This window comes from Pseudomonas sp. FSL W7-0098, from assembly GCF_005930585.1.
In the GTDB taxonomy this organism is placed as follows: Bacteria; Pseudomonadota; Gammaproteobacteria; order Pseudomonadales; family Pseudomonadaceae; genus Aquipseudomonas; species Aquipseudomonas bubulae.
The window spans coordinates 207,862-228,420 of the sequence record NZ_RXHW01000001.1 but is presented as its reverse complement, the minus strand read 5'-3'; the positions used below and the strand labels follow the sequence as shown (position 1 = coordinate 228,420).

Genomic DNA, 20,559 nt, shown 5'->3' with positions numbered 1-20,559 from the left:
ACTGATGCCAACCTAGATAAATATTTAGCCCGTTAGTTCCTTTGCGATTGAATTTGATTGGCACCCATCGTGTTTACCACTACCCGTGATGCCCTTGCGCTATTATCACGCCATTAATCCAGCCAATCAGGCAGCTTTTCGATGTCAGCAACAATCAGCGTTAACGGTTATGAGATCAAACCCGATGAATCGGGCCAATGGTGCGTGTTTGCTGCCTCGGGTGAAAACGTTGCCGGACCATTCAGCTCGCAACAGGCCGCAGCAGAAGTCGCCTCGGTATTTCAGGACCAACCTGAGCCAGCAGCCCGCCGCAGCAAAAAATAACAGCAACTCCACTTATGTGATGGTTACCCGGATGAAGAAAGTTCTGACACTGCTCGCATTGGTGACTCTGGGTGGGTGCGCGACGGCATCCAGCACTTACCTGGCCGATGGCAAACAAGGGTTGAGCATAGACTGTTCTGGCGAGGCCATGTCCTGGGCCAAGTGCTATGAGAAAGCCGAGGCCTCATGTGCCGGTACTGGCTATACCATCATTGCCACGGATGGTTCGCCTGCGCTTGCGCAAAGCGAGAAAACCCTGGGCGCAGATGTAGGTAATTTTAAAAGTCGCACTGTCGTAGTGGCCTGCAAGTAAGGGATACCGCTAAAGCGCATGACTTTAGCGGTAACTGCAATTACCGGGTGCCCTGGCCGACCAAAACGCCATTCACGGTTTGCCCATAAACGTTGACGCCGTCATTGGCATGGAACTTCAACCGGGTTTTTTCCACTGAACCTTCGACCAGTCGAGGGTCCTGTGGCCGTTCGTGGGTGTTGATGTACGCCGCCACATCCCAGGCCTGCTCGTCACTCAAGCTGTTGGCCTTGCCCAGTGGCATGTTGTGCTTGATAAACGATGCCGCGGTATTGATCCGGTGCATGCCGGCTCCCCAGTTGTAGGAATCCTTGCCCCACAATGGCGGCATCACATAGTCCTCCCCCACCTTTTGCCCCTGCCCGTTGTCACCATGACAGACGGCACATTGGTCCTTGTACAGCGCAGCACCACGGCTCAGGTTGTACCCAGCCTTGGGCTCGGGCACATCGGGATACCCTCGTCCCGGCAACTCAACCCCCGTAGGAGCCTTGGTCGACAACCAATAGGCATAGGTTGAGAGCGCCGTGATCTCGCGGCTATCGGCAGCCGGTGGCGTACCGCCATTCATGCTGAACTGAAAGCAGCCCTGCAGGCGTTCGGCAAAGGTATTGACCTTGTCGTTTTTCTTGCGGTACGCCGGGTACATGGGATACGCCCCCCACAGCGGGGCTGAGTTGGCCAGACGACCCTGATCAAGATGGCAGTTCGTACAGTTAAGGCCATTGCCGACAAACTTCGGGGCCTGGCGTTTGGTGTCAACAAACAGGGCATAGCCGTCCATCACCATTTTGCCGTAGACGTTGTCGGGCAAATCGCTTTGTTGCGGCGGCTGAAAGTAGGTGATGTTATCGGCAGGTGCAGGCACCTTGATCTGCGACTGGTCTTCCATCGCAATGGGCGCTGCATGGACCGCGCTGCCAAAGAGGAAGGATGCCGCACAGGTTGATATCAGACGTTTCATGGTTTGACCTCCTTGTGCCCTACAGTGCTGAAATAGTCGGCAACCGCCTTGATTTCGTCTTCGCTCATGGCCTTGGCGATATGACCCATCAGGTCATTGGGATCGTTGCGCCGGGTGCCATCGCGCCAGGCATTGAGCTGCGCCGTCAGGTACAGCGCCGGTTGATTGGCCAGGGGCGGGAAGGCACTTCCCACCCCCACCCCACCCGGACCATGACAGCTGACGCACTCGGGTATCTGACGCTCCCAGGCGCCGCGCAAGGCCAACTTTTCTCCAGGGCCTGAAGGCATGGTGCTGCGGTTGATGGCAGGCACCGCAGGGGCCGGCATGGCGGCAATGCTGGCGGTGACCGCGGCAATTTCCTGGTCGCTCAGGGCCTTGGCCAGGGGTTGCATCACCGGGCTGACCCGTTTGCCACTTTGAAAGTCGTGCAGTTGCTTGCTCAGGTAATCGGCAGAAAGACCGGCTAATTGCGGAAACCCGGCAGGTGCCAGCCCCATGCCATCCGCACCGTGGCACGCCACGCAGGCCGTGGCACCCGGTTGGGCACCGCCCTGCAGGTAGATGTTGGGGGTCGGTTGTGCCTGGGTATTGCTCACGGCGAGCAGCATGAGGCTGCTCAATAGCGTTCGCTTGAGTGGAATCATGACCAGCTCCATTATTGTTATATGCTTAGGCCTATAAAATATAAGCCTGCAGATCCTAGGAGAATTCCTACACGGTCACAACATAGCTTTGGATCCGATCGCCAAATCGAGGGCGAAAAAAAACCTGACGTCGCGCAAGCAAACGTCAGGTAGGAGTGTTGCAGCCATTTGACTGAGCTGAGGCGTCAGTCACCGGAAATGCAATGTGTGGCGGCTTTGCGAATATCGCCCGGGCGCACCGGCACATTGGACATGCTTTCGTACACCTTGATGCTGCTGCCGCCGGAGCGCTCTTCAATATCAATGACCGCCGTTGGATTGGAGGTCAGCTTTTGCGGGACGATGATCCGGAAACCGTCTTTATGCGGTTCAATCTGAGGTGCCCTGCGTGTGCTGGACAGTTGTTGCACCACACATTGAGCATAGGCGTCGGGCTTCTTGCCCGAAATCACACTCATGGTGGGCAGCGTCTGCTCAATATCGGTAACGGATGCACAGCCACCCAAGGCCAGCAACGCCGCTAATACGCCCCACTTCATAGACATTCTCCGTTAAAGACACTACGACAATGGATATGCGGAATTTCTCCCGGGCCATAGTGAATAAATACTCAATAGTGGCGGATTATCCACGTTTTACGTCAAACTCACCCGCATCACGGCATAATACTCGGCTTTAGCCCCCTGATAGGGCTGAAGCACATGCTATCGTGCTGATTATTCAGCAGATTCACGTTTTTGGAGACACCATGAAATTTATTCACCAGCGCGAGCACCTCAACGAAGACGACATCGTCGTCATCGAGTGCTCCCAGCCTTGCAACATCCGCCTGATGAGCGATGCGCACTTCCGCAGTTTTAAAAATGGTGGCCGCCACTCCTACCATGGCGGCGCCTTCAAGGACTTCCCGGCCCGCATCACCGCGCCGAGCACCGGTTTCTGGAACATCACCATCGATACCGTGACCAGCCGTGCCATCAGCGTAACCCGCAAGCCAAGCTTCAAGCCGACCATTAAAATCGTGCGTCGCTCAAGCTCCAAACTTCGCTAAACCCAAAGCAGGAATTACCGTGCAAACCACCAAGTACGTGATCAAGTACAAGCTCAACGGCGAGCGTCGTTTCGAGTTTGCCCAGCTCCAGTCGGGATCGGAACAAGAAGCTCGCGCAGCACTTGAAAAGATCCATGGCGATGCTGACGAAGTAATTACCGACATCAAGGCAAGCAAGGCACTTTAAGCCGTGGACTTGTTTGCCGAGCAGGACCTGCAGCAGCCCGCCCGTGTCGAGCGTATCAGCGACCAGGCGTTTGCGCTTCGCGGGTTTGCCTTGCCCAAGGCCAAGGAGCTGCTGGCAGCCCTTGATAGCGTTCTGCTGCAGGCACCCTTGCGCCAGATGCAGACGCCCGGTGGCTACACCATGTCCGCCCGACTGAGCAGTTGCGGTGCTCTGGGCTGGACCACTGACCGCGATGGTTACCATTACAGTCCGCTCGATCCGCTAAGTGCCCGACCCTGGCCAGCCATGCCCGGCGTCTTCCTGGCGCTGGCTGCAGCGGCGGCCAGCAGCGCAGGCTTTAGCGGTTTTGTCCCTGATTCCTGCTTGATCAATGCCTATGCGCCAGGCGCAAAAATGTCGCTGCATCAGGATAAAAACGAGCGCTGCCATACCGCACCGATTGTTTCCATTTCTCTGGGGCTGCCGGCGATTTTTCAGTTTGGCGGTTTCGAACGAAGTGACCCGACTCAACGAATAGCATTGTTTCACGGCGACATCATGGTCTGGGGCGGCGTTGACCGCCTGCGGTATCACGGAGTAATGCCCATCAAGCCCGGGCATCACTCACTGTTGGGCGAACAGCGGATCAATATCACCCTGCGTCAGGCAGGCTGAACCGCAGTTACCTGCTTCACTTCCCCCTTTCCTCGCACGCACGCTGACAAAGCGCTGTAAATATTTCTATATAGCGGATATCTTGCCAACGCCTGACACGGCCTAATAAAAACGGAGTTTTGCCATGAATGTTCGTGCCCGCCCCTTTATCCCTGCCGCGCTGGCTGTTCTGATCGGATGTACCGCATTCACTTCGGTCCAGGCCGATGAAGTGCAGGTTGCCGTGGCAGCCAACTTCACGGCGCCAATCCAGGCCATTGCCAGCGACTTTGAAAAAGACACCGGGCACAAGTTGATAGCGGCCTATGGCGCAACAGGCCAGTTCTATACCCAGATCAAGAACGGTGCACCATTCGAAGTGTTTCTGGCCGCAGATGACACCACCCCCGAGAGACTTGAAAAAGAAGGCGATACCGTTCCCGGTTCACGCTTCACCTACGCCATTGGCACCCTGGCGCTGTGGTCAGCCAAAGAGGGTTATATCGATGGCACCGACAAAGCGCTGCTGGCCAATCAGTACACGCATCTGTCGATCGCCAACCCCAAAGCCGCGCCCTACGGCCTGGCAGCAACGCAAGTGCTGGCCAAACTGGACCTGACTGACAAGGTCAAGAACAAGATCGTTGAAGGCCAGAACATTACCCAGGCCTACCAGTTCGTTTCCACGGGCAATGCCGAGCTGGGCTTTGTCGCCCTGTCGCAGATCTACAAAAACGGCAAAGTCAGCGACGGTTCGGCCTGGATTGTGCCCGAGGCGATGCACGACCCGATCCGGCAAGATGCCGTTATCCTCAAAAAAGGCGAAAACAACCCTGCTGCCAAGGCCCTTGCCGACTACCTTAAAGGTCCTAAGGCCACCGCCATTATCAAATCCTATGGTTACCACCTGTAAATGCCGCTCACGAGTGCTGACTTCGCAGCCATCTGGCTGACTCTGCAACTGGCGTCGCTGACCACCCTCATTTTGTTGCTGGTCGGCACTCCCATCGCCCTGTGGTTAGCGCACACCCGCTCGCGGTTGCGCGGCCCCATCGGGGCGATTGTGGCCCTGCCACTGGTTTTACCGCCCACTGTCATAGGTTTCTATCTGCTGCTGGCGATGGGGCCCAATGGTTATGTTGGCCAGCTCACCCAGTACCTGGGTCTGGGCACACTGACTTTCAGTTTCGCCGGGCTGGTGATCGGTTCGGTGATCTACTCCATGCCCTTTGTCGTGCAGCCTTTGCAGAATGCATTTACGGCCATTGGCCCCAGACCGCTTGAAGTCGCCGCGACTCTGCGGGCCAACCCGTGGGATACCTTCTTCAGCGTCATTGTACCTCTGGCCCGACCCGGCTTTATAACGGCCTCTATTTTAGGGTTTGCCCATACGGTCGGTGAGTTTGGCGTGGTACTGATGATCGGCGGCAATATCCCGGAAAAAACCCGTGTGGTCTCGGTGCAGATCTACGACCATGTCGAGGCACTGGAGTATGCTCAGGCACACTGGCTGGCAGGGGCGATGGTGGTGTTTTCCTTTCTGGTGCTGCTGGCGTTGTATTCAAGCCGCAAATCGCAAACCGGCTGGAGCTGAAGATGACGTCGCAGATCAACCTTCGGTTGCAGCACCGCTACCCCGGTTTTGCTCTCGACCTGGACCTGCAACTGCCGGGCAAGGGGGTCACCGCCCTCTACGGTCACTCCGGCTCGGGCAAGACCACCTGTCTGCGTTGTATCGCCGGTCTCGAACGCGCCAGCCAGGCCTATGTACAGGTCAATGATCACATCTGGCAAGACAGCCAGCGCAATCACTTCGTACCGGTGCACCAGCGGGCGCTGGGCTATATCTTTCAAGAAGCGAGCCTGTTCCCCCACCTGTCGGTGCGGGCCAATCTTGAATTCGGCCTCAAGCGCATTGCCCATCAGGAACGTCGAGTGGATCTTGCCCATGCCACCGAACTACTGGGCATCACCCACCTGTTGACGCGTGCACCGCACAACCTGTCCGGCGGCGAACGCCAGCGGGTCGGTATCGCCCGGGCCTTGCTCACCAGCCCGCAACTCCTGTTGATGGACGAGCCCCTGGCCGCACTGGACAACCAGCGCAAAGGCGAAATACTGCCCTACCTTGAGCGCCTGCACGCCGAACTGGATATCCCCGTGCTCTACGTCAGTCATTCTCTGGACGAAGTTGCGCGCTTGGCCGATCATATTGTGTTGCTCAGCGAGGGCAAGGTACTGGCCAGCGGCCCTGTCAGTGAAACCCTTGCCAGGCTCGACCTGCCACTGGCGCGCGGGAATGATGCCGCAGTGGTGATTGAGGGCCGGGTCAGCGATTACAACCTAAACTACCAGCTGTTGACTCTGCACCTGCCCGGCAGCGCCCAGCAGCTGAGGGTTGCCCATGCCTCAATGGCCATCGGCCAGCCGTTGCGCGTCAAAGTGCAAGCCCGGGATATCAGCCTGACCCTGGCCCCGTCGGAGCACAGCAGCATCCTTAATAGCTTGCATGCAAGGGTGGTCAGCGAAACGGCCGCCGACAACCAGGCTCATGTGCTGATACGCCTGGATGCCGACGGCACTCCCCTGCTCGCCCGGATAACCCGTTACTCCCGGGACCAATTGGGCCTGCACCCCGGGCAATTACTATGGGCGCAGATCAAATCGGTGGCTGTTCTGGCCTGATGCCTTGCTTGCGCCGCTGGAGCAGGAAGCGCACGGTCGCAATCGTCAGCCCCGCCAACAGGCCCAGAACCAGTGCCAGAGCGACTATCAGGGCCTTTTTCGGCTTGATCGGATCAGTCGGCATCTGTGCCTTGCGATCAATACTGACCAACCCAAGCTGGCTCATATCCGTATTCAGGCGGCCAAGGCGCACGGCTTCGGCACGCAAGGGCTCGATGTCATTGAGGAATACATCCTCATTTGAGCGTTTACCAAGCATTTCGACCTGGCGATTGACCTCAAGCAATTGGATCTTTTTGCGGATCTGCGAGATACGGTTATCGGTAAAATCGTCCGTGGTTCGCTTGAGCAAGGCTGCACGCTCGGCCTCCAAGGCCTGGGACCCCATAAAGTACAAGGGGATACTTTGCGAAGTGATTTCGGTGCGCACCAGCCTGGCCGATGAGCCCTGCGCCGCATCAGCCATCGCCGACGGTGTGGTCGGACGGGTAATACCCAGGGATTTGGCAATGGCGATAGCTTCGTCAAGCTGCTGTATGCGCGCTTCCCGCTCGATTTTCAGCTGCAGGCGCAAGGCCTTCAGCTCATCCTCCAACTGCGCCTTTTGGAGGCTGTCAGTTTCAAGGAATGTGGCAATTTTTTCTTCTTTATCAGATGTATAGCTTGAGCGTGCGGCATTTATCTGGGCGTCCAGCTCTCTGAGACGGTTACCAATAATAACCTTGAGGTCGGCACTGATTTGCTCGCGCTGCTTGGTGATCGCGTAGTCAACAAAACCATTGAGAATCGCAACCCCATCAAGGGAGGCCGGGTATGTTAGCTCCAGCTTGAGATAAGGATTATCTGAACTGGCCTTATTGGGCGCAGGCTGAACCAGATTGAATGCATCCCGGTTAAACACTTCGAAGCTTTGCTCCAGACTTCTGCCAGGTTGTACCAAAGGTTTGAACAAGTCCTGGTGGTCGCGAAAAAAACTCAACCGGTTTTCATAAGACTCAAGTGCCAGGCCAACTTTAAGCAAGGCATCAGCAGCAGGCAGGGTATAAACCTGGGAGCGGTTAAGGGCATCAAGCTCATTGATAGCTGCAGGGCGCAGCAGGCTGCTGGTTTGATAGACCTGTTGCGCAAACGACACATAGCCAAGTGCCATCAATCCGGCAATGACTACGGTGCCGCCAATCAGTTTTTTTTGTCGCCAAAAAGAATGGATCAAGTCAAAAAAATCGATCTCAGCGTCGACTTTACGTCCTTGTGGGTACTGATGAATAGTCAAATGAATGCACCTTGTAAATAAAGCTTAGTCAAGCTGGCTACTGAGGGCGTATCGATCACATGATGACGCAATGTGTTTGACAGGCAATTCCTAGAAAAATTCGCATCTTTATAAATCAAGCACATAGAACAACAAAAGCAAGTAATTAGAAAATGATATCCAACATCTTTATTAAAAATAGGATGCACCCTAGTTTCTAATGAGAATTGCCTCACAAAAAATAAAGGCAAAATAACAATGTGTCTGTGCCGTTTTCATCGAATCTCCACGCCAGGACGGCACAGCTTCCTGGACTGTGTAATTATTGCCGCCACAAGAAAGCACGCTTACGTGTGGGGTAATAATCAGAATGGATATTTTTCAGGCGATGCGGGTGTTTGTCCGCGTAGTCGAAACCGGCAGCTTTACCGCTGCGGCGCAGGCTCTGGGTTATTCAACGGCGCAAACCTCACGGTTGCTGTCAGAGCTTGAGTCCTCGCTGCAAGCACGGTTGCTGCAGCGCAGCACACGGCGCCTGGCCTTGACCGAGGTGGGTGCGCGTTACCTGGAACGCTGCCGGTTGATACTGAGCGAGATTGAAGATGCAAATGCTGAAGCAGCGGGGGCGCACTTGATCCCCCGTGGCCATTTGCGTGTGCAATCAACTACAGGCCTGGGGATCCAGCTACTGGCACCGCTGGTAGCCCGTTACACGGAGCTGTATCCGCAAGTCCATGTCGATCTCACACTGTCACAACGCCAGCCCGATCTGCTTGAGGAGGGCCATGATCTGGTGATTACCCTGTCGGCCCACCTGCCGGACTCGGAATTGATCGGCCAACCGCTGGGCAGCATTTTCAGTGTCATCAGTGCTGCGCCTTCCTACCTCGAGGGTCGGAACATCCCGAAGGTTCCTGAGGATCTGCACCAACACCGCTGCCTGCATCTGGTTGACCCATTGTTTACCGACAGCTGGACCTTTCGTGATGATGAGGGCGAGCAAGTCATCCGCCCCGGTAACGTATTTCAGGTCAACGTGGCCGAGGCCATGGCGAAGGCCGCCGAGGCCGGGCTTGGAATCTGCCTGCTGCCTGATTATGTGGCGGTGGGTTCTTACCAGCGCGGCTCACTGGTGCGCCTGCTGCCGCATTATCGGCTGCATGAAAAAAACATCTATGCACTCTACCCTTCCCGGCGATTTCTGGATGCCAAGGTCAAGACTTGGGTCGAGTTTTTGAAAGAGGAGATACCCAAAGTGCTTGAAAGACACCAGGCCATCGTCGATGACCCGGCGCACTGGGCTTAGACGACTTGAACCGCCGTACGCAGATGCTCGCGCAAGGCGATGGCGGTGCGATCAAACTCCAGTGGTGTCACTGAAATACCACCCTGGGTGACCACGCGGGTTTCGGTATCCAGCGCTTCCGGGTGCTGGTGGCGAGTGATGCTGAGCCAGTAATACTTGGCTTCGCGAAAGTCGGTACGCTCGATGGCTTCCACCCCGTCCATGCGACCGGCGCCCTGGCGGGTGATCTGGATCGGGCCGGCCTCATCGGCAGGCACGTCAGGGAAGTTGATGTTCAGGCACGCCGACTGCTCCCAGCCCTTGCCCAATAGTTGCCGGATAACACCAGGAGCCAGTGCACGGGCCGTTTCCCAGCGTACCGAGCTGCGGCGGGTAAAGTACTGGCTCAAGGCGATGGATGGAACGCCCATCAACAAGCCCGTCATGGCAGCACCCACGGTTCCTGAAAACAGGGTTTCAACCCCAAGGTTGGCACCTTTGTTGATGCCGGAGAGCAACAGCTGCGGGGGTTTATCCAACAACTGCTGCAAGGCCATCGCGACACAGTCTGCCGGTGTTCCTGAAACCGAAAAACGCCGCTCGCCACGTTTTGTGACGCGCAAGGGGTGGTGAATACTGATTGCCGTGGATATACCGCTCTGGTCATGGTCAGGCGCCACGACCCACACTTCGTCCGCCAACTCACGGGCCACCGCTTCCAGCACTGCAAGGCCTGGAGCGTCGATCCCGTCGTCGTTGGTGATCAAGATTCGTTCGAGTCGAGCGTCTGGCATGAGGGGGCTCCTTGAGTGGGATGAAGCAGCTGCAAGCTATCAGATAAAACTAGCTTGATGCTTGCAGCTTGCAACTATCCCTTAAATTCCCTGCAGGGCCAGATCCATCGCGAAATAAGTCAGGATCATGTCGGCACCGGCACGCTTGATCGACCCAAGGCTCTCGCGAACGACGCGGGCCTCGTCGATGGCCCCGGCCTGGGCGCCAAACTTGATCATCGCGTATTCGCCGCTCACCTGGTAAGCCGCCAATGGCAGATGCGAGGCCTGGCGGATATCGCGAATAATGTCCAGATAGGCACCGGCAGGCTTGACCATCAGCACATCTGCGCCTTCCTGCTCGTCCAGCAATGACTCACGGATTGCTTCACGGCGGTTCATCGGGTTCATCTGATAAGACTTGCGGTCGCCCTTGAGCGCGCTGCCCCCAGCTTCACGGAACGGGCCATAGAGGGCCGAGGCAAACTTGGTGGAGTACGCCATGATCGAGGTGTCGGTAAACCCTGCACCGTCCAGGGCGCTGCGGATGGCCTGCACCTGGCCGTCCATGGCCGCTGATGGCGAGATAAAGTCGGCACCGGCCGCTGCAGCGGCAACTGCCTGCTTGCCCAGGTTGATCAGGGTCGCGTCGTTGTCGACGCCGTGGTCATGCATCACGCCGCAATGGCCGTGGGAGGTGTATTCACAAAAGCAGGTGTCGCTCATCACCACCATGTCCGGCGCGGCATCCTTGCTGATACGCACCATGCGCGACACCAGGCCATCTTCACGCATGGCATCGCTGCCGGTTGCGTCCAGATGATGGGAAACACCGAACAGCATCACCGACTTGATACCCGCACGGGCGTAACGCTCGATTTCACCGGCCAGTTTTGACTCGGGAATACGCATCACACCGGGCATGCTAGTGATCGGCACAAAATCGTCGATTTCTTCTTCGACAAAAATCGGCAGCACCAGATCATTCAGGCTGAATTCGGTTTCCTGAAACATGTCGCGAAGGGTCTGGGAGCGGCGCAGGCGGCGCGGACGTACAGCGGGGAACTGGTTAGGCATCATGGTTCCTGATGGGCAGATTCAAAAAACAGACGAGCCTTGGCTCAATGGCGCAACAAATACAGGATTGATCCTGCAATTGCAAAACATCCGCCCGGCCTGCGGCCGGTGGTCGCGGGGTGTTTCTTGAGGGAAATGCCGGGGCTGACAGCTACACCTCATAGCCTGTATCGCGAGCAAGCCCGCGCACAGGCCAGGGCAATCGGTCATATGCTTGAACATTTCGTTAAAAAGCGTAACATTGCCGACCATGATACTCGAACAGCTCAAAGCCCTGGGCAATGACACTCGCATGCAAATGATGGAGTGGCTCAAAGACCCGCTCAGCAATTTCCCGCCTCAGGATCACGGTGATCCTGCCATCGGCGTGTGCGTGACCCATCTGCAGCACAAGGCCGGGTTGTCGCCTTCTACTGCTTCGGCGCATTTGGCTATCTTGCAGCGCGCCGGCTTCGTCCTGACCACCCGCATCGGCAAGTGGACCTACTACCGACGCAATGAACAGGCGATCGATGACTTTGCGGCTAGGCTGAAAATCGAGTTGTAATTTTTAATTATACATTTCGTTATTTCGCGCAATGTAAAAATATGAGGAAGCCCCATGAGCACCAAAGCAATTTTCGTCCAACCTGGCGGCGGTTATGACAATGTAGTGGTTGGCAGCAGTGAAGCGCGCGCCCCCGGGAACGGCGAAATCACTGTACGTTTGCACGCCAACTCACTGAACTACCATGATTTTGCTGTCGTAAGCGGCATGTGGGGTCCGAGCGAAAATCGCATCCCCATGGCCGATGGCGCTGGCGAAGTAATTGCCGTTGGCGCCGATGTCAGCGAATTCAAGGTGGGAGATTCGGTGGTCAGCACCTTCTTCCCGGACTGGATCGACGGCACCCCTCTGGTTGAAGGTTTTGTTACCGTACCCGGTGATGGCATCGACGGTTATGCCCGCGAGCAGGTAACCGCCAAAGCCACGTCCTTCACCCTGGCACCCACCCGCTGGAGCCATGCCGAAGCGTCAACCCTGACTACAGCCGGCCTGACCGCATGGCGCGCATTGATGGCCGACGATTCGCTCAAGCCGGGCGACACGGTATTGGTGCAAGGCACCGGCGGTGTTTCGATTTTCGCCCTGCAGTTCGCCAAGATGGCCGGTGCAACGGTCATTGCCACCTCCTCCAGCGATGAAAAACTGGAGCGCCTCAAAGCGCTGGGCGCAGACCACGTGATCAACTACCGCAAGGACACCCACTGGGGGGAAACCGCCCTGGCCCTCACCGGCGGGCGCGGTGTTGACCACATTATTGAAGTCGGCGGCCCTGCGACACTTGAACAGTCGATGATTGCCATCCGTGTGGGCGGGCATATCTCGATCATCGGCATCCTCAGCGGCGTTAGCGGCGCAATGAACTTTGTCCCGATGCTGGTCAAGCAAGCCCGCCTGCAAGGCGTGCTGGTCGGTAGCCGCAGCCAGCAGCAAGACATGATTCGCGCCATCAATGCCAACGGCATGCGCCCTGTAATAGATCGCCACTTCCCCCTGACGGACATTGTCGAGGCTTTCAAGTACCAGGAAACCAACCAGCATTTCGGCAAGATCATTCTGGACATCTAACCGCGACATCGCCGATGGCGCATTGACAGTGCGTCATCGGCTTCTCTAGATTCAGGCTTTTGCCCAGAGAGCCGAGTCTGATGAGCCTTGAATCCGTACGCGCATTTTTTCACGCCAACGCCCCTGACCTGCACATTATCGAATTGGCCACCAGCACCGCGACGGTCGCTCTGGCGGCCGAGGCCCATGGGGTGGAACCTGGTCAAATCGCCAAAACCCTGGCCTTTCGCGTCGGCGAACGCAACGTTCTGCTGGTGGCCCGCGGCGATGCACGTATCGATAACAAAAAAATCAAGGATGCCCTGGGCAGCAAAGCCAAAATGCTCGATGCCGAAACCGTCGTTGCCTTGACCAGCCATCCGGTGGGGGGTGTTTGCCCATTCGGCTTGGCCACCGATCTTGCCGTGTACTGCGATATTTCCCTGCAAAGCTTTAGCGAAGTCATGCCTGCAGCCGGGGCCACGCATACGGCTGTGAAAATTTGCCCGACACGCATGGCGGATCTGGTTAACGCGCAATGGGTCGATGTGTGTCAGCCCCTACCTGCCGCCTGAATTCCAGGAAAAGGCTCTGGAACGGGCATCTGCGCGAGGTTGATTGTCTGACAATGTAGAAAATACAGTTGCGATCGATTATCATCCGCTGTTCGCGCAGCATCCTGCAACCGTCTATCAACATAACTAAAACGTCGCAGGGTGCTGTTTCAAGGGAACGACCTGAGGCGCTCATGCACCGCTTTACTTTCAGCAAATCATTGATTTGCGCAACACTGGGGATCGTCAGCCTGCCGTCTTACGCGGCATTGCAACCGGCGTCAGAGGCTGCTCTGGCTGGCGAAACAGCAAAAAACTGCCATTTCAACAAAGACACCAGCACCGACTGCACTACCACGTACCGCTATACCATCCTGACCAACAATGGCCGCGAGATGCTGTCGCGCATCGACTTCAGCTTCCCCGAAACGGATCGGCTGGAGATCATTGACGCCCAGTCGACACAACCCGGTGGCAAACCGGTCGCGCTGGCCCCCTCGCAAATCGATACGCGCATGGCCCCCAACCCCGACCAGGGTTTTCAGCGAGCGCGGCAAACATCGATCGCTTTCCCCAACCTGCGCATCGGCACCCGTATCATGTACACCGTGCGTGAGCATACGGTGGCGAAACCGCTGATGGAGCACTTCCACTACCCGATGATGTTCGGCCCTGCCCCCGTGCGCTCGGATGCCTTCAAAAGCACGTTCACCGCTGAGCAGCCGATGGTCTGGCGCAGTGAGTTGATGGAGGACTTTACCTTCAACCCCTCTTCCGACAACAAGACCCTGGTGATCGAGCAGCAAAAACCGCGCTTCGTGAACTACATCAACGAAGCCGGCAACGCCTATATCCGCCAGATGCCACGGGTTGAAATCGCCAGTTCCAGCCAGGTGCAGGATCACTTCGGCAACCTCGCCGCGCGGTATCAGCAAATCCTCGGCGCCAGCCTGCCTGCGGGCGCCGCCAAGGTTGTTTCGGGCCTCAAGGGTTTGCCTGCCGCCGGGCGAGTGTCAGGCGTGATGCAGTACATCCACGAGCAATACCGTTATATGGGTGACTGGCGCGCCACAGATCGTGGCTATGTACCCTTTACCTTGAGCGAGATCGAAGAGCGCGGTTACGGCGATTGCAAAGACCTGTCCGTATTGCTGACTGCGATGTTGAAGGCCAGCGACATAAACGCGCAAACCGCCTGGGTCAGCCGTGGCAGCAACCCGCTTGGTCTGTTGCTGCCTGGCACAGGCGCAGCCAATCACGCCATCGTCAAGGCTCAAGTCAACGGTCAGGTCTGGTGGCTGGACCCTACCAACCCGGTGTTTATGCCGGGGCGCAGCATGCCCGATATCCAGAATCGCTGGGCACTGGTCATCGATGCCGAAGGCAAGGTGTACCAGGACCATATTCCGGAAGAACAGCCGAGCCTGAGCATGGGCGTGAAGAAGTTCGAACACTTCAATCGTGATGGCCAGGCCCGCACCACGGCTGAAGTACAGATGGGGCAAATGACGCTGATGCAGCTCAGCTACGCCGACACAGACTCCGGGGTCAGTGCCACCGACCTGAACCTGTGCAACCATTTCGGCAAGGAAATCGGCGACTGCAAGATCAGTCGCGAGAAAACCGGCTTTGTCGTACCCGAGCGATACAAGGTGCAGGCCACGCTGACCAACCTTCGGCCACTGGAAAACCTCTCCGGGCAGCAGGTATACAAACCCGCCTTTGCGAGCGAGCGCTGGGACAGCCTGATGAACTATCGCCGCACCGGTCAGCTGGCGGATTTGTACATGGCCGATCCGGAGACAGTCACCTACGACATCACCCTGTCAGGGGCCGACGTTGGCAAGGAGATCAAGACCTGCAAGGTGAACTCGCCGTGGTTTGATATGGAGCTGAGCAGCAAGCGCAGCAAAGAGGAGTACCGTTACCTGTACTCCATGACGCAAAAGCACAGCTGGTTGAGCCATGACGAAATCATGAGCGCGCCATTCGAAGCGATGCTCCAGCAAGCCCGTGCCTGCAACGAAAACATGCAGCAAGTGGTGCAACTGGTCACCCGCAGCTGAGTGCTTTGCGCTGAGCCATAAAAAAGCCCGACCCCATTGCGGGGTCGGGCTTTTTATTGGCTTAGGCGATGGCGGTATCGACCAGTACCTGCGCTTCCTCAACCAGACGGCTGAGGTGCTCGTCGCCGATAAAGCTCTCGGCGTAGATCTTGTAGATATCTTCAGTGCCCGAAGGGCGTGCAGCAAACCAGCCGTTTTCAGTCATGACCTTGAGCCCGCCGATGGCCTGATTGTTGCCCGGTGCATGGCTGAGGATTTGAGTGATCGGCTCACCTGCCAGCGTGGTCGACTTGACCTGCCCGGGCGACAGCTTGCCCAACAGCGCTTTTTGCTGCGGGGTGGCCTTGGCATCGACACGGGTGGAGAACGGCTGACCCAGCTCTTCGGTCATTTTCTGGTACAGCTGAGAAGGGTCGCGACCGGTACGCGCCGTCATTTCAGCAGCCAGCAACGACGGAATCAGGCCGTCCTTGTCGGTCGACCAAACGCTGCCGTCCAGACGCAGGAACGAGGCGCCGGCACTTTCTTCGCCGCCAAACCCCAGCGAGCCTTCAAACAGACCATCGGCAAACCACTTGAAGCCTACCGGCACTTCATACAGGCGACGATCCAGACGCGCGGCTACCCGGTCAATCAGGCCGCTGCTAACCACGGTTTTGCCCACGGCGGCATCGGCGCGCCATTGCGGCCGGTTGCGGAACAGGTAGTCGATGGACACAGCCAGGTAGTTGTTCGGGGCCAAAAGACCACCCGATGGCGTAACAATGCCGTGACGGTCGTGATCCGGGTCACAGGCAAACGCCACGTCAAAGCGTTCTTTCAGGCCGATCAGGCCCTGCATGGCGTAGCTGGAAGACGGGTCCATGCGGATCCGGCCATCCCAGTCCACGCACATAAAGCGGAACGTCGGGTCGACCGAGGTGTTCACCACGTCCAGATCAAGGCCGTAGTGTTCGCCGATCGCCGACCAGTAGCGCACACCTGCGCCACCCAGCGGATCTACGCCCAGGCGCAGATTGGCGCCGCGCAGGGTGTCCATGTCGATCACGTTTTTCAGATCGGCAACATAGGTATTCAAGTAATCATGACGATGGGTAGTGCTGGCTTTAAGGGCCTGCTTGTAGCTGATGCGCTTGACCCCGGCCAGCCGGGCCGCGAGCAGTTCATTGGCCTTGGCTTCAATCCACTTGGTGACATCGGTATCAGCCGGGCCGCCATTGGGCGGGTTGTACTTGAAACCGCCGCTTTCTGGCGGGTTGTGTGAAGGCGTAATCACCACGCCATCAGCCAGCCCGCTGGTGCGGCCACGGTTGTAGCAAATGATTGCGTGGGAAATCGCTGGCGTCGGGGTGTATTCGTCGTCAGCGGCTATCATGGTTTCGACGCCATTGGCGGCAAATACTTCCAGAGCACTGGCGCCGGCAGGGGTAGACAGCGCATGGGTGTCGATACCGACAAACAGCGGCCCGTTGATTCCCTTCATTTGACGATACAGGCAAATGGCCTGGCTGATAGCAAGTACATGCCACTCATTGAAGCTCAGTTCAAATGAACTGCCGCGGTGCCCTGAAGTACCAAAGGCGACACGCTGGGTCGTAATGGCTGCATCGGGTTGACCGGTGTAATAAGCGGTCACCAGTCGCGGAATATCGACCAGCAACTGAGCCGGGGCCGGCTTGCCCGCAAGAGGACTGAGTGTCATGCAAAACCTCGGTAAATTAATGATTCGCAGGAAAAAAAGCAGTTTACTGGCTGTTCGACCCTGGTGCGAAGTAATCTATCCGTACCCGGTGGCCGAACGGGCACTTTAATCGACTGTTAGTTGTCTGAAGTTGATCCCGGGCAGGTTGTTTAATTCAACTGTAGGTATATTTTTAGCTCTGAAATAAGGAAAGCACCATGAAATCACTGGTGATCAGCGCAGCCGTATTACTGTCTTTGAGTACGCTGTGCAGCGTGGCCAACGCCGCCAAACTGGAAGATGTCGCTCCCTATCCAAAAGCCGAAGCAGGTTTTAGCCGTCAGGTCATTCATTTGCCCAAGCAAAAGAATGAAGACGACTACAAGGTACAGATCATCGCGGGCAAGACCCTGCAGGTTGACTGCAACCAGCAGCGTCTTGGCGGTAAGCTGGAAGAAAAAACCCTCAAGGGTTGGGGCTACCCGATGTATCGCCTGAACAAGGTCAGCGGGCCCATGAGCACAATGATGGCTTGCCCTGAAGGCAAGGCGCATCCCGAGTTTGTGCCGGTGGTCGGTGAAGGCTTTATGCTGCGTTACAACAGCAAACTGCCGATCGTGGTGTATGTGCCGAAGGATATTGAAGTGCGCTACCGTATCTGGTCGGCCTCCAAGCAGATCAAGCAGGCTGTGAGCGAGTAAGCGCTTTTATTTTTCATTGTGAGAGCGGGCTTGCCTGCGATGCAGACGACGCGGCTGAACGGTCAGACCGCGTTGATGCCATCGCGGGCAAGCCCGTTCCCACATTGATGAGTGTTATTGCAACCCCACGCGATACAGCACGCCGTCATCCTCATCGGTCAATACATATAAATAGCCATCAGGGCCTTGGCGCACATCGCGGATACGGACATTGAGATCGCCGAGCATGCGCTCTTCATGCACCACCTTGTCACCGCTCAGTTGCAGGCGTATCAGGTCCTTGTCTGCCAGGGCGCCAATAAACAGACTGTGCTGCCAGGGTTTGAAGCGATCTGAATCATAAAAAGCCATGCCGCTGATACCCGGGGATTTTTCCCATATGTGGTGCGGAACCACAGTGCCTTCGACGATTTTGCCCTGAGCTTCTGGAATCGGCTTGGAAGAGTAGTCAATCCCGTGGGTTGCCAGCGGCCAACCGTAGTTTTTACCGCGCTCGATCAGGTTGATTTCGTCGCCCCCCTTTGGCCCGTGTTCGTGGGTCCACAGGGTCCCGGTCCAGGGATTCAGCGCCGCACCTTGCTGATTGCGATGGCCGTATGACCAGATTTCCGGCCTTACCCCCTGCTGCCCTGTGAAAGGGTTGTCCTTGGGCACACGCCCATCAGGGTAAATGCGCGCAATCTTGCCTTGCAGCTTGTCCAGATCCTGTGAGGTCGGACGCTGGTTGTTTTCCCCAAGGGCGATAAACAAGTAGCCATCGCGATCGAACACCAGCCGTGAGCCGAAGTGGTTACCGGTAGAGAGCTTCGGCTGCTGGCGAAAGATCACTTCAAAGTTGCTCAATCGGGTCAAATCATCCGACAAGCGCCCACGGCCCACCGTGGTACCGGCCTTGCCGTCTGCACCACCTTCGGCGTACGACAGATACACCAACCGGTCTTCACCGAAGCTGGGCGACAACACCACATCGAGCAGGCCACCCTGCCCCTTGGCCCACACTTGCGGCACACCGGAAAGGGGGGCCGATAATTTACCGTCAGGACTTACGACCCTTAGATTACCGGGGCGCTCAGTGATCAGCATGCCTTGCCTGTCAGGCAAAAAGGCCAGCGCCCAAGGATGGTTGAGCCCTTCAACCACGGCTGTGGCCGTTACGGTCCCAGACTCGGAAACAAAGGTTTTTTGCCCATCGGCATGGGCCGTGAACGCCATACCGAGCAACGAAGTGGCACACATTGTGGCCAGCAGGGTTTTTCTCAACATCAACTATTCCTTGTTCGTTTAAGGTTTGTCCCGCGGCTGCAACGAGGGTGCGGTCGGCTTGATTGTCGGTGGCACTGGCGGGTTGCGCGGGTAACCATTGCCTATTTTGCCGCTATCAATGCCCGGGGGCTGCACCGCAGGCGCAATACCCGGGCCACTTGCCCCCGGCACGGAAGCACCGGTGCCCTGACGGCTGTTGGGGTTGATACGGCGGATGGGATTGTTAACGGGCGGGGTGTTGGTGATCGGGGTGTTTTGCGCCAGCTGCTGAAACTGAGCCGGCAAAGGTTCTGAAAGGGGTTGCGCCTGTAGCTGGGTGGCGAGTAAACCCCCCAGCAGCAGGAATGCAAAACTGGTTCTGAACGTGTTCATCACGCCCTCCGTTTTTGATCGACCTTGAACCTTTGAGGGCCCTGCGCGTAACAGGTTCGATTGCAAGGTGTACAAAACGTGTCAGCTATCGGTTTCAGGGCCGATCACAATCACCGTCGAGTCTCTGGCTTGCGCCAGCAATGCCTCGCGGCAAACCTGATAACAATCTTCGATATGGCCATTGCCCACCAGTTTCATCACACCAAAACTGATGGTTGCCGCCACGGCCTGCCCCACAAAAGGGACAAAGCGAACCACGGATTTGGTCGCCACTTTGGTGCCCATCTTGCGGACCAGGGACATGACCAGCGTACGGCTGATGAATTTGCCGATCACTTCACTGCCAATACCACTGACAGCCACCACGATCAGACGCTTGGAACGTGAGTCCATCTGTTCGATCTGATGTGGGGTAAGGCCGAACTTGCTGTTGATGGCCGGCAGCATTTCAACCAGCAACGCGACATCCGTACCGATATCAAGCCCCGGGATGGGGATCGCAGCCGCACCTGCCGAGACGGCCGAGCGCTTGGTGACCATGGAACGGCACTCGTCACGAATACGGTCAAGCTCAGCTAATGACTTGATTAACATAGGGTTCCCCGACAGATAGAGATAAAAAAAGCCTAGTCTACTACGCCCTTTTGACCAGTAAGGCAGGCCTGTCTTTATGTAGAGGGGTTACAGCGCAGGAAATTCACAACGGCGAGGAGGTTATTGGCCGCATACGGGCCAGGATTGCACCGCAGAGGCCTGTACTCGCGTGAAGTACAGGCCGGGTTTGGGTTAAACGTCTTTTTTGACTTTTGCCCACTCAGCCTTGAGCTTGGAGACGAAGGATTCTTTAGGGGTTTCCTTGCAGGCCGTCACCACCAAAGGAGTGATTTTGGCGATACCGTCTACATCCAGCACCGCATCTTCAACTTTGCCCTGTTTGTTGATGGCTTCGCCCAGGCCAACGGCGGTCGGCTGGAAGCTCTCATCCACGGCCAGGAAATCCGCGCACGTCCATTTTGCGACGGGTTGTTTGGTTTCAGCTTGTGCAAGTGTGGAAAGTGCCGCCAAACCCACAACGCCAACTAACAAAATGTGCTTTTTCATATGCCAATATCCCTATTATCAACGATTAAGTAACATTAG

The 20,559-nt window shown here is 56.8% G+C and carries 25 protein-coding genes; 14 read left to right on the top strand and 11 right to left on the bottom strand.

Features of this window, described 5'->3' with window-relative positions:
* Positions 1 to 141 precede the first annotated feature (141 nt).
* Together FHL07_RS01125 and FHL07_RS01120 are read left to right on the top strand one after the other, a co-directional pair.
* Positions 142 to 324 carry a hypothetical protein gene (locus FHL07_RS01125; protein WP_095000187.1) on the top strand — a complete coding sequence of 61 codons (183 nt, stop codon included), beginning with the start codon at positions 142 to 144 and terminating at the stop codon, positions 322 to 324.
* A 31-nt stretch (positions 325 to 355) separates the two neighbouring features.
* On the top strand, positions 356 to 637 hold the full coding sequence (locus tag FHL07_RS01120) for a hypothetical protein (RefSeq protein WP_095000186.1): 282 nt from the start codon (positions 356 to 358) through the stop codon (positions 635 to 637).
* 40 nt (positions 638 to 677) lie between these two features.
* Here the strand turns inward: FHL07_RS01120 and FHL07_RS01115 are convergent, their stop codons facing one another.
* The 3 genes from FHL07_RS01115 to FHL07_RS01105 all read right to left on the bottom strand — a co-directional run bounded on the left by FHL07_RS01115 (position 678) and on the right by FHL07_RS01105 (position 2,787).
* The gene (locus FHL07_RS01115) at positions 678 to 1,601 is read right to left on the bottom strand and encodes a c-type cytochrome (RefSeq protein WP_138737969.1); all 924 of its coding nucleotides are present in this window, start codon (positions 1,599 to 1,601) and stop codon (positions 678 to 680) included.
* Positions 1,598 to 2,248, bottom strand: coding sequence for a c-type cytochrome (locus FHL07_RS01110; RefSeq protein WP_138737968.1), 651 nt, complete (start codon positions 2,246 to 2,248; stop codon positions 1,598 to 1,600). Before FHL07_RS01110 ends, FHL07_RS01115 begins: the two co-directional genes overlap by 4 nt.
* Before the next feature lie 185 nt (positions 2,249 to 2,433).
* The gene (locus tag FHL07_RS01105; RefSeq protein WP_095000183.1) at positions 2,434 to 2,787 is read right to left on the bottom strand and encodes a hypothetical protein; all 354 of its coding nucleotides are present in this window, start codon (positions 2,785 to 2,787) and stop codon (positions 2,434 to 2,436) included.
* A gap of 209 nt (positions 2,788 to 2,996) precedes the next feature.
* Here FHL07_RS01105 and FHL07_RS01100 point away from each other — a divergent pair, with 209 nt between their 5' ends.
* The 6 genes from FHL07_RS01100 (at position 2,997) to modC (ending at position 6,804) form a co-directional block, all read left to right on the top strand.
* Positions 2,997 to 3,299, top strand: coding sequence for a DUF1883 domain-containing protein (locus FHL07_RS01100; RefSeq protein WP_048379727.1), 303 nt, complete (start codon positions 2,997 to 2,999; stop codon positions 3,297 to 3,299).
* A gap of 19 nt (positions 3,300 to 3,318) precedes the next feature.
* On the top strand, positions 3,319 to 3,486 hold the full coding sequence (locus tag FHL07_RS23585; RefSeq protein WP_095000182.1) for a hypothetical protein: 168 nt from the start codon (positions 3,319 to 3,321) through the stop codon (positions 3,484 to 3,486).
* 3 nt (positions 3,487 to 3,489) lie between these two features.
* Positions 3,490 to 4,140, top strand: a complete 651-nt coding sequence (gene alkB / locus FHL07_RS01095; protein WP_095018547.1) for a DNA oxidative demethylase AlkB — start codon at positions 3,490 to 3,492, stop codon at positions 4,138 to 4,140.
* A gap of 124 nt (positions 4,141 to 4,264) precedes the next feature.
* Positions 4,265 to 5,032 (top strand): molybdate ABC transporter substrate-binding protein, encoded by a 768-nt coding sequence (modA, locus tag FHL07_RS01090; RefSeq protein WP_095019906.1) that lies wholly within the window; start codon positions 4,265 to 4,267, stop codon positions 5,030 to 5,032.
* A complete protein-coding gene (modB, locus tag FHL07_RS01085) occupies positions 5,033 to 5,713 on the top strand; it encodes a molybdate ABC transporter permease subunit (protein WP_095000179.1) in 681 nt (226 codons plus the stop codon).
* 2 nt (positions 5,714 to 5,715) lie between these two features.
* Positions 5,716 to 6,804 (top strand): molybdenum ABC transporter ATP-binding protein, encoded by a 1,089-nt coding sequence (modC, locus tag FHL07_RS01080; protein WP_095000178.1) that lies wholly within the window; start codon positions 5,716 to 5,718, stop codon positions 6,802 to 6,804.
* On the opposite strand, the gene FHL07_RS01075 is transcribed toward modC, so the two are convergent.
* Positions 6,779 to 8,077 (bottom strand): Wzz/FepE/Etk N-terminal domain-containing protein, encoded by a 1,299-nt coding sequence (locus tag FHL07_RS01075; protein ID WP_095000177.1) that lies wholly within the window; start codon positions 8,075 to 8,077, stop codon positions 6,779 to 6,781. The two genes, modC and FHL07_RS01075, sit on opposite strands and share 26 nt — an antisense overlap.
* Before the next feature lie 349 nt (positions 8,078 to 8,426).
* Here FHL07_RS01075 and FHL07_RS01070 point away from each other — a divergent pair, with 349 nt between their 5' ends.
* A complete protein-coding gene (locus FHL07_RS01070; RefSeq protein WP_095024650.1) occupies positions 8,427 to 9,362 on the top strand; it encodes a LysR family transcriptional regulator in 936 nt (311 codons plus the stop codon).
* Here the strand turns inward: FHL07_RS01070 and surE are convergent.
* Entirely contained in the window at positions 9,359 to 10,135 is a 777-nt protein-coding gene (gene surE / locus FHL07_RS01065; RefSeq protein WP_095000175.1) for a 5'/3'-nucleotidase SurE, read from the bottom strand. The two genes, FHL07_RS01070 and surE, sit on opposite strands and share 4 nt — an antisense overlap.
* Positions 10,136 to 10,216: 81 nt before the next feature.
* Positions 10,217 to 11,191: a porphobilinogen synthase gene (gene hemB, locus FHL07_RS01060; RefSeq protein ID WP_095000174.1), complete on the bottom strand. Its 975-nt coding sequence runs from the start codon at positions 11,189 to 11,191 to the stop codon at positions 10,217 to 10,219.
* Between the two features lie 250 nt (positions 11,192 to 11,441).
* Here hemB and FHL07_RS01055 point away from each other — a divergent pair, with 250 nt between their 5' ends.
* From FHL07_RS01055 to FHL07_RS01040, 4 genes are all read left to right on the top strand, one after another.
* Complete coding sequence (locus tag FHL07_RS01055; RefSeq protein WP_019822791.1) at positions 11,442 to 11,738, top strand: ArsR/SmtB family transcription factor; 297 nt, start codon at positions 11,442 to 11,444, stop codon at positions 11,736 to 11,738.
* 54 nt (positions 11,739 to 11,792) lie between these two features.
* The gene (locus FHL07_RS01050) at positions 11,793 to 12,803 is read left to right on the top strand and encodes a zinc-dependent alcohol dehydrogenase family protein (protein ID WP_095024649.1); all 1,011 of its coding nucleotides are present in this window, start codon (positions 11,793 to 11,795) and stop codon (positions 12,801 to 12,803) included.
* An 80-nt stretch (positions 12,804 to 12,883) separates the two neighbouring features.
* On the top strand, positions 12,884 to 13,357 hold the full coding sequence (locus FHL07_RS01045) for a YbaK/EbsC family protein (protein WP_095000172.1): 474 nt from the start codon (positions 12,884 to 12,886) through the stop codon (positions 13,355 to 13,357).
* 173 nt (positions 13,358 to 13,530) lie between these two features.
* On the top strand, positions 13,531 to 15,402 hold the full coding sequence (locus FHL07_RS01040; protein ID WP_138737967.1) for a DUF3857 domain-containing transglutaminase family protein: 1,872 nt from the start codon (positions 13,531 to 13,533) through the stop codon (positions 15,400 to 15,402).
* A gap of 61 nt (positions 15,403 to 15,463) precedes the next feature.
* On the opposite strand, the gene pgm is transcribed toward FHL07_RS01040, so the two are convergent.
* Positions 15,464 to 17,104 (bottom strand): phosphoglucomutase (alpha-D-glucose-1,6-bisphosphate-dependent), encoded by a 1,641-nt coding sequence (gene pgm, locus FHL07_RS01035; RefSeq protein ID WP_138737966.1) that lies wholly within the window; start codon positions 17,102 to 17,104, stop codon positions 15,464 to 15,466.
* A gap of 197 nt (positions 17,105 to 17,301) precedes the next feature.
* Between pgm and eco the strand changes: the two genes are divergently transcribed.
* Positions 17,302 to 17,784 carry a serine protease inhibitor ecotin gene (gene eco / locus FHL07_RS01030; RefSeq protein ID WP_095000169.1) on the top strand — a complete coding sequence of 161 codons (483 nt, stop codon included), beginning with the start codon at positions 17,302 to 17,304 and terminating at the stop codon, positions 17,782 to 17,784.
* A gap of 114 nt (positions 17,785 to 17,898) precedes the next feature.
* On the opposite strand, the gene FHL07_RS01025 is transcribed toward eco, so the two are convergent.
* From FHL07_RS01025 to hdeA, 4 genes are all read right to left on the bottom strand, one after another.
* Positions 17,899 to 18,996, bottom strand: coding sequence for a PQQ-dependent sugar dehydrogenase (locus tag FHL07_RS01025; protein WP_440974982.1), 1,098 nt, complete (start codon positions 18,994 to 18,996; stop codon positions 17,899 to 17,901).
* Positions 18,997 to 19,065: 69 nt separating this feature from the next.
* On the bottom strand, positions 19,066 to 19,419 hold the full coding sequence (locus FHL07_RS01020) for a hypothetical protein (RefSeq protein WP_138737965.1): 354 nt from the start codon (positions 19,417 to 19,419) through the stop codon (positions 19,066 to 19,068).
* A gap of 81 nt (positions 19,420 to 19,500) precedes the next feature.
* Positions 19,501 to 19,959, bottom strand: coding sequence for a hypothetical protein (locus FHL07_RS01015; RefSeq protein WP_232527584.1), 459 nt, complete (start codon positions 19,957 to 19,959; stop codon positions 19,501 to 19,503).
* A 246-nt stretch (positions 19,960 to 20,205) separates the two neighbouring features.
* A complete protein-coding gene (hdeA, locus tag FHL07_RS01010) occupies positions 20,206 to 20,520 on the bottom strand; it encodes an acid-activated periplasmic chaperone HdeA (RefSeq protein ID WP_095000165.1) in 315 nt (104 codons plus the stop codon).
* Positions 20,521 to 20,559 lie beyond the last annotated feature (39 nt).

What these genes read in the sequence shown, in the direction of transcription:
- FHL07_RS01125 (WP_095000187.1), top strand. Translation starts at nt 142, where the DNA reads ATGTCAGCAACAATCAGCGTTAACGGTTATGAGATCAAACCCGATGAA.
- FHL07_RS01120 (WP_095000186.1), top strand. Translation starts at nt 356, where the DNA reads ATGAAGAAAGTTCTGACACTGCTCGCATTGGTGACTCTGGGTGGGTGC.
- FHL07_RS01115 (WP_138737969.1), bottom strand. Translation starts at nt 1,601, where the DNA reads ATGAAACGTCTGATATCAACCTGTGCGGCATCCTTCCTCTTTGGCAGC.
- FHL07_RS01110 (WP_138737968.1), bottom strand. Translation starts at nt 2,248, where the DNA reads ATGATTCCACTCAAGCGAACGCTATTGAGCAGCCTCATGCTGCTCGCC.
- FHL07_RS01105 (WP_095000183.1), bottom strand. Translation starts at nt 2,787, where the DNA reads ATGAAGTGGGGCGTATTAGCGGCGTTGCTGGCCTTGGGTGGCTGTGCA.
- FHL07_RS01100 (WP_048379727.1), top strand. Translation starts at nt 2,997, where the DNA reads ATGAAATTTATTCACCAGCGCGAGCACCTCAACGAAGACGACATCGTC.
- modA (WP_095019906.1), top strand. Translation starts at nt 4,265, where the DNA reads ATGAATGTTCGTGCCCGCCCCTTTATCCCTGCCGCGCTGGCTGTTCTG.
- modB (WP_095000179.1), top strand. Translation starts at nt 5,033, where the DNA reads ATGCCGCTCACGAGTGCTGACTTCGCAGCCATCTGGCTGACTCTGCAA.
- modC (WP_095000178.1), top strand. Translation starts at nt 5,716, where the DNA reads ATGACGTCGCAGATCAACCTTCGGTTGCAGCACCGCTACCCCGGTTTT.
- FHL07_RS01070 (WP_095024650.1), top strand. Translation starts at nt 8,427, where the DNA reads ATGGATATTTTTCAGGCGATGCGGGTGTTTGTCCGCGTAGTCGAAACC.
- surE (WP_095000175.1), bottom strand. Translation starts at nt 10,135, where the DNA reads ATGCCAGACGCTCGACTCGAACGAATCTTGATCACCAACGACGACGGG.
- hemB (WP_095000174.1), bottom strand. Translation starts at nt 11,191, where the DNA reads ATGCCTAACCAGTTCCCCGCTGTACGTCCGCGCCGCCTGCGCCGCTCC.
- FHL07_RS01055 (WP_019822791.1), top strand. Translation starts at nt 11,442, where the DNA reads ATGATACTCGAACAGCTCAAAGCCCTGGGCAATGACACTCGCATGCAA.
- FHL07_RS01050 (WP_095024649.1), top strand. Translation starts at nt 11,793, where the DNA reads ATGAGCACCAAAGCAATTTTCGTCCAACCTGGCGGCGGTTATGACAAT.
- FHL07_RS01045 (WP_095000172.1), top strand. Translation starts at nt 12,884, where the DNA reads ATGAGCCTTGAATCCGTACGCGCATTTTTTCACGCCAACGCCCCTGAC.
- FHL07_RS01040 (WP_138737967.1), top strand. Translation starts at nt 13,531, where the DNA reads ATGCACCGCTTTACTTTCAGCAAATCATTGATTTGCGCAACACTGGGG.
- pgm (WP_138737966.1), bottom strand. Translation starts at nt 17,104, where the DNA reads ATGACACTCAGTCCTCTTGCGGGCAAGCCGGCCCCGGCTCAGTTGCTG.
- eco (WP_095000169.1), top strand. Translation starts at nt 17,302, where the DNA reads ATGAAATCACTGGTGATCAGCGCAGCCGTATTACTGTCTTTGAGTACG.
- FHL07_RS01025 (WP_440974982.1), bottom strand. Translation starts at nt 18,996, where the DNA reads ATGGCGTTCACGGCCCATGCCGATGGGCAAAAAACCTTTGTTTCCGAG.
- FHL07_RS01020 (WP_138737965.1), bottom strand. Translation starts at nt 19,419, where the DNA reads ATGAACACGTTCAGAACCAGTTTTGCATTCCTGCTGCTGGGGGGTTTA.
- FHL07_RS01015 (WP_232527584.1), bottom strand. Translation starts at nt 19,959, where the DNA reads ATGGTCACCAAGCGCTCGGCCGTCTCGGCAGGTGCGGCTGCGATCCCC.
- hdeA (WP_095000165.1), bottom strand. Translation starts at nt 20,520, where the DNA reads ATGAAAAAGCACATTTTGTTAGTTGGCGTTGTGGGTTTGGCGGCACTT.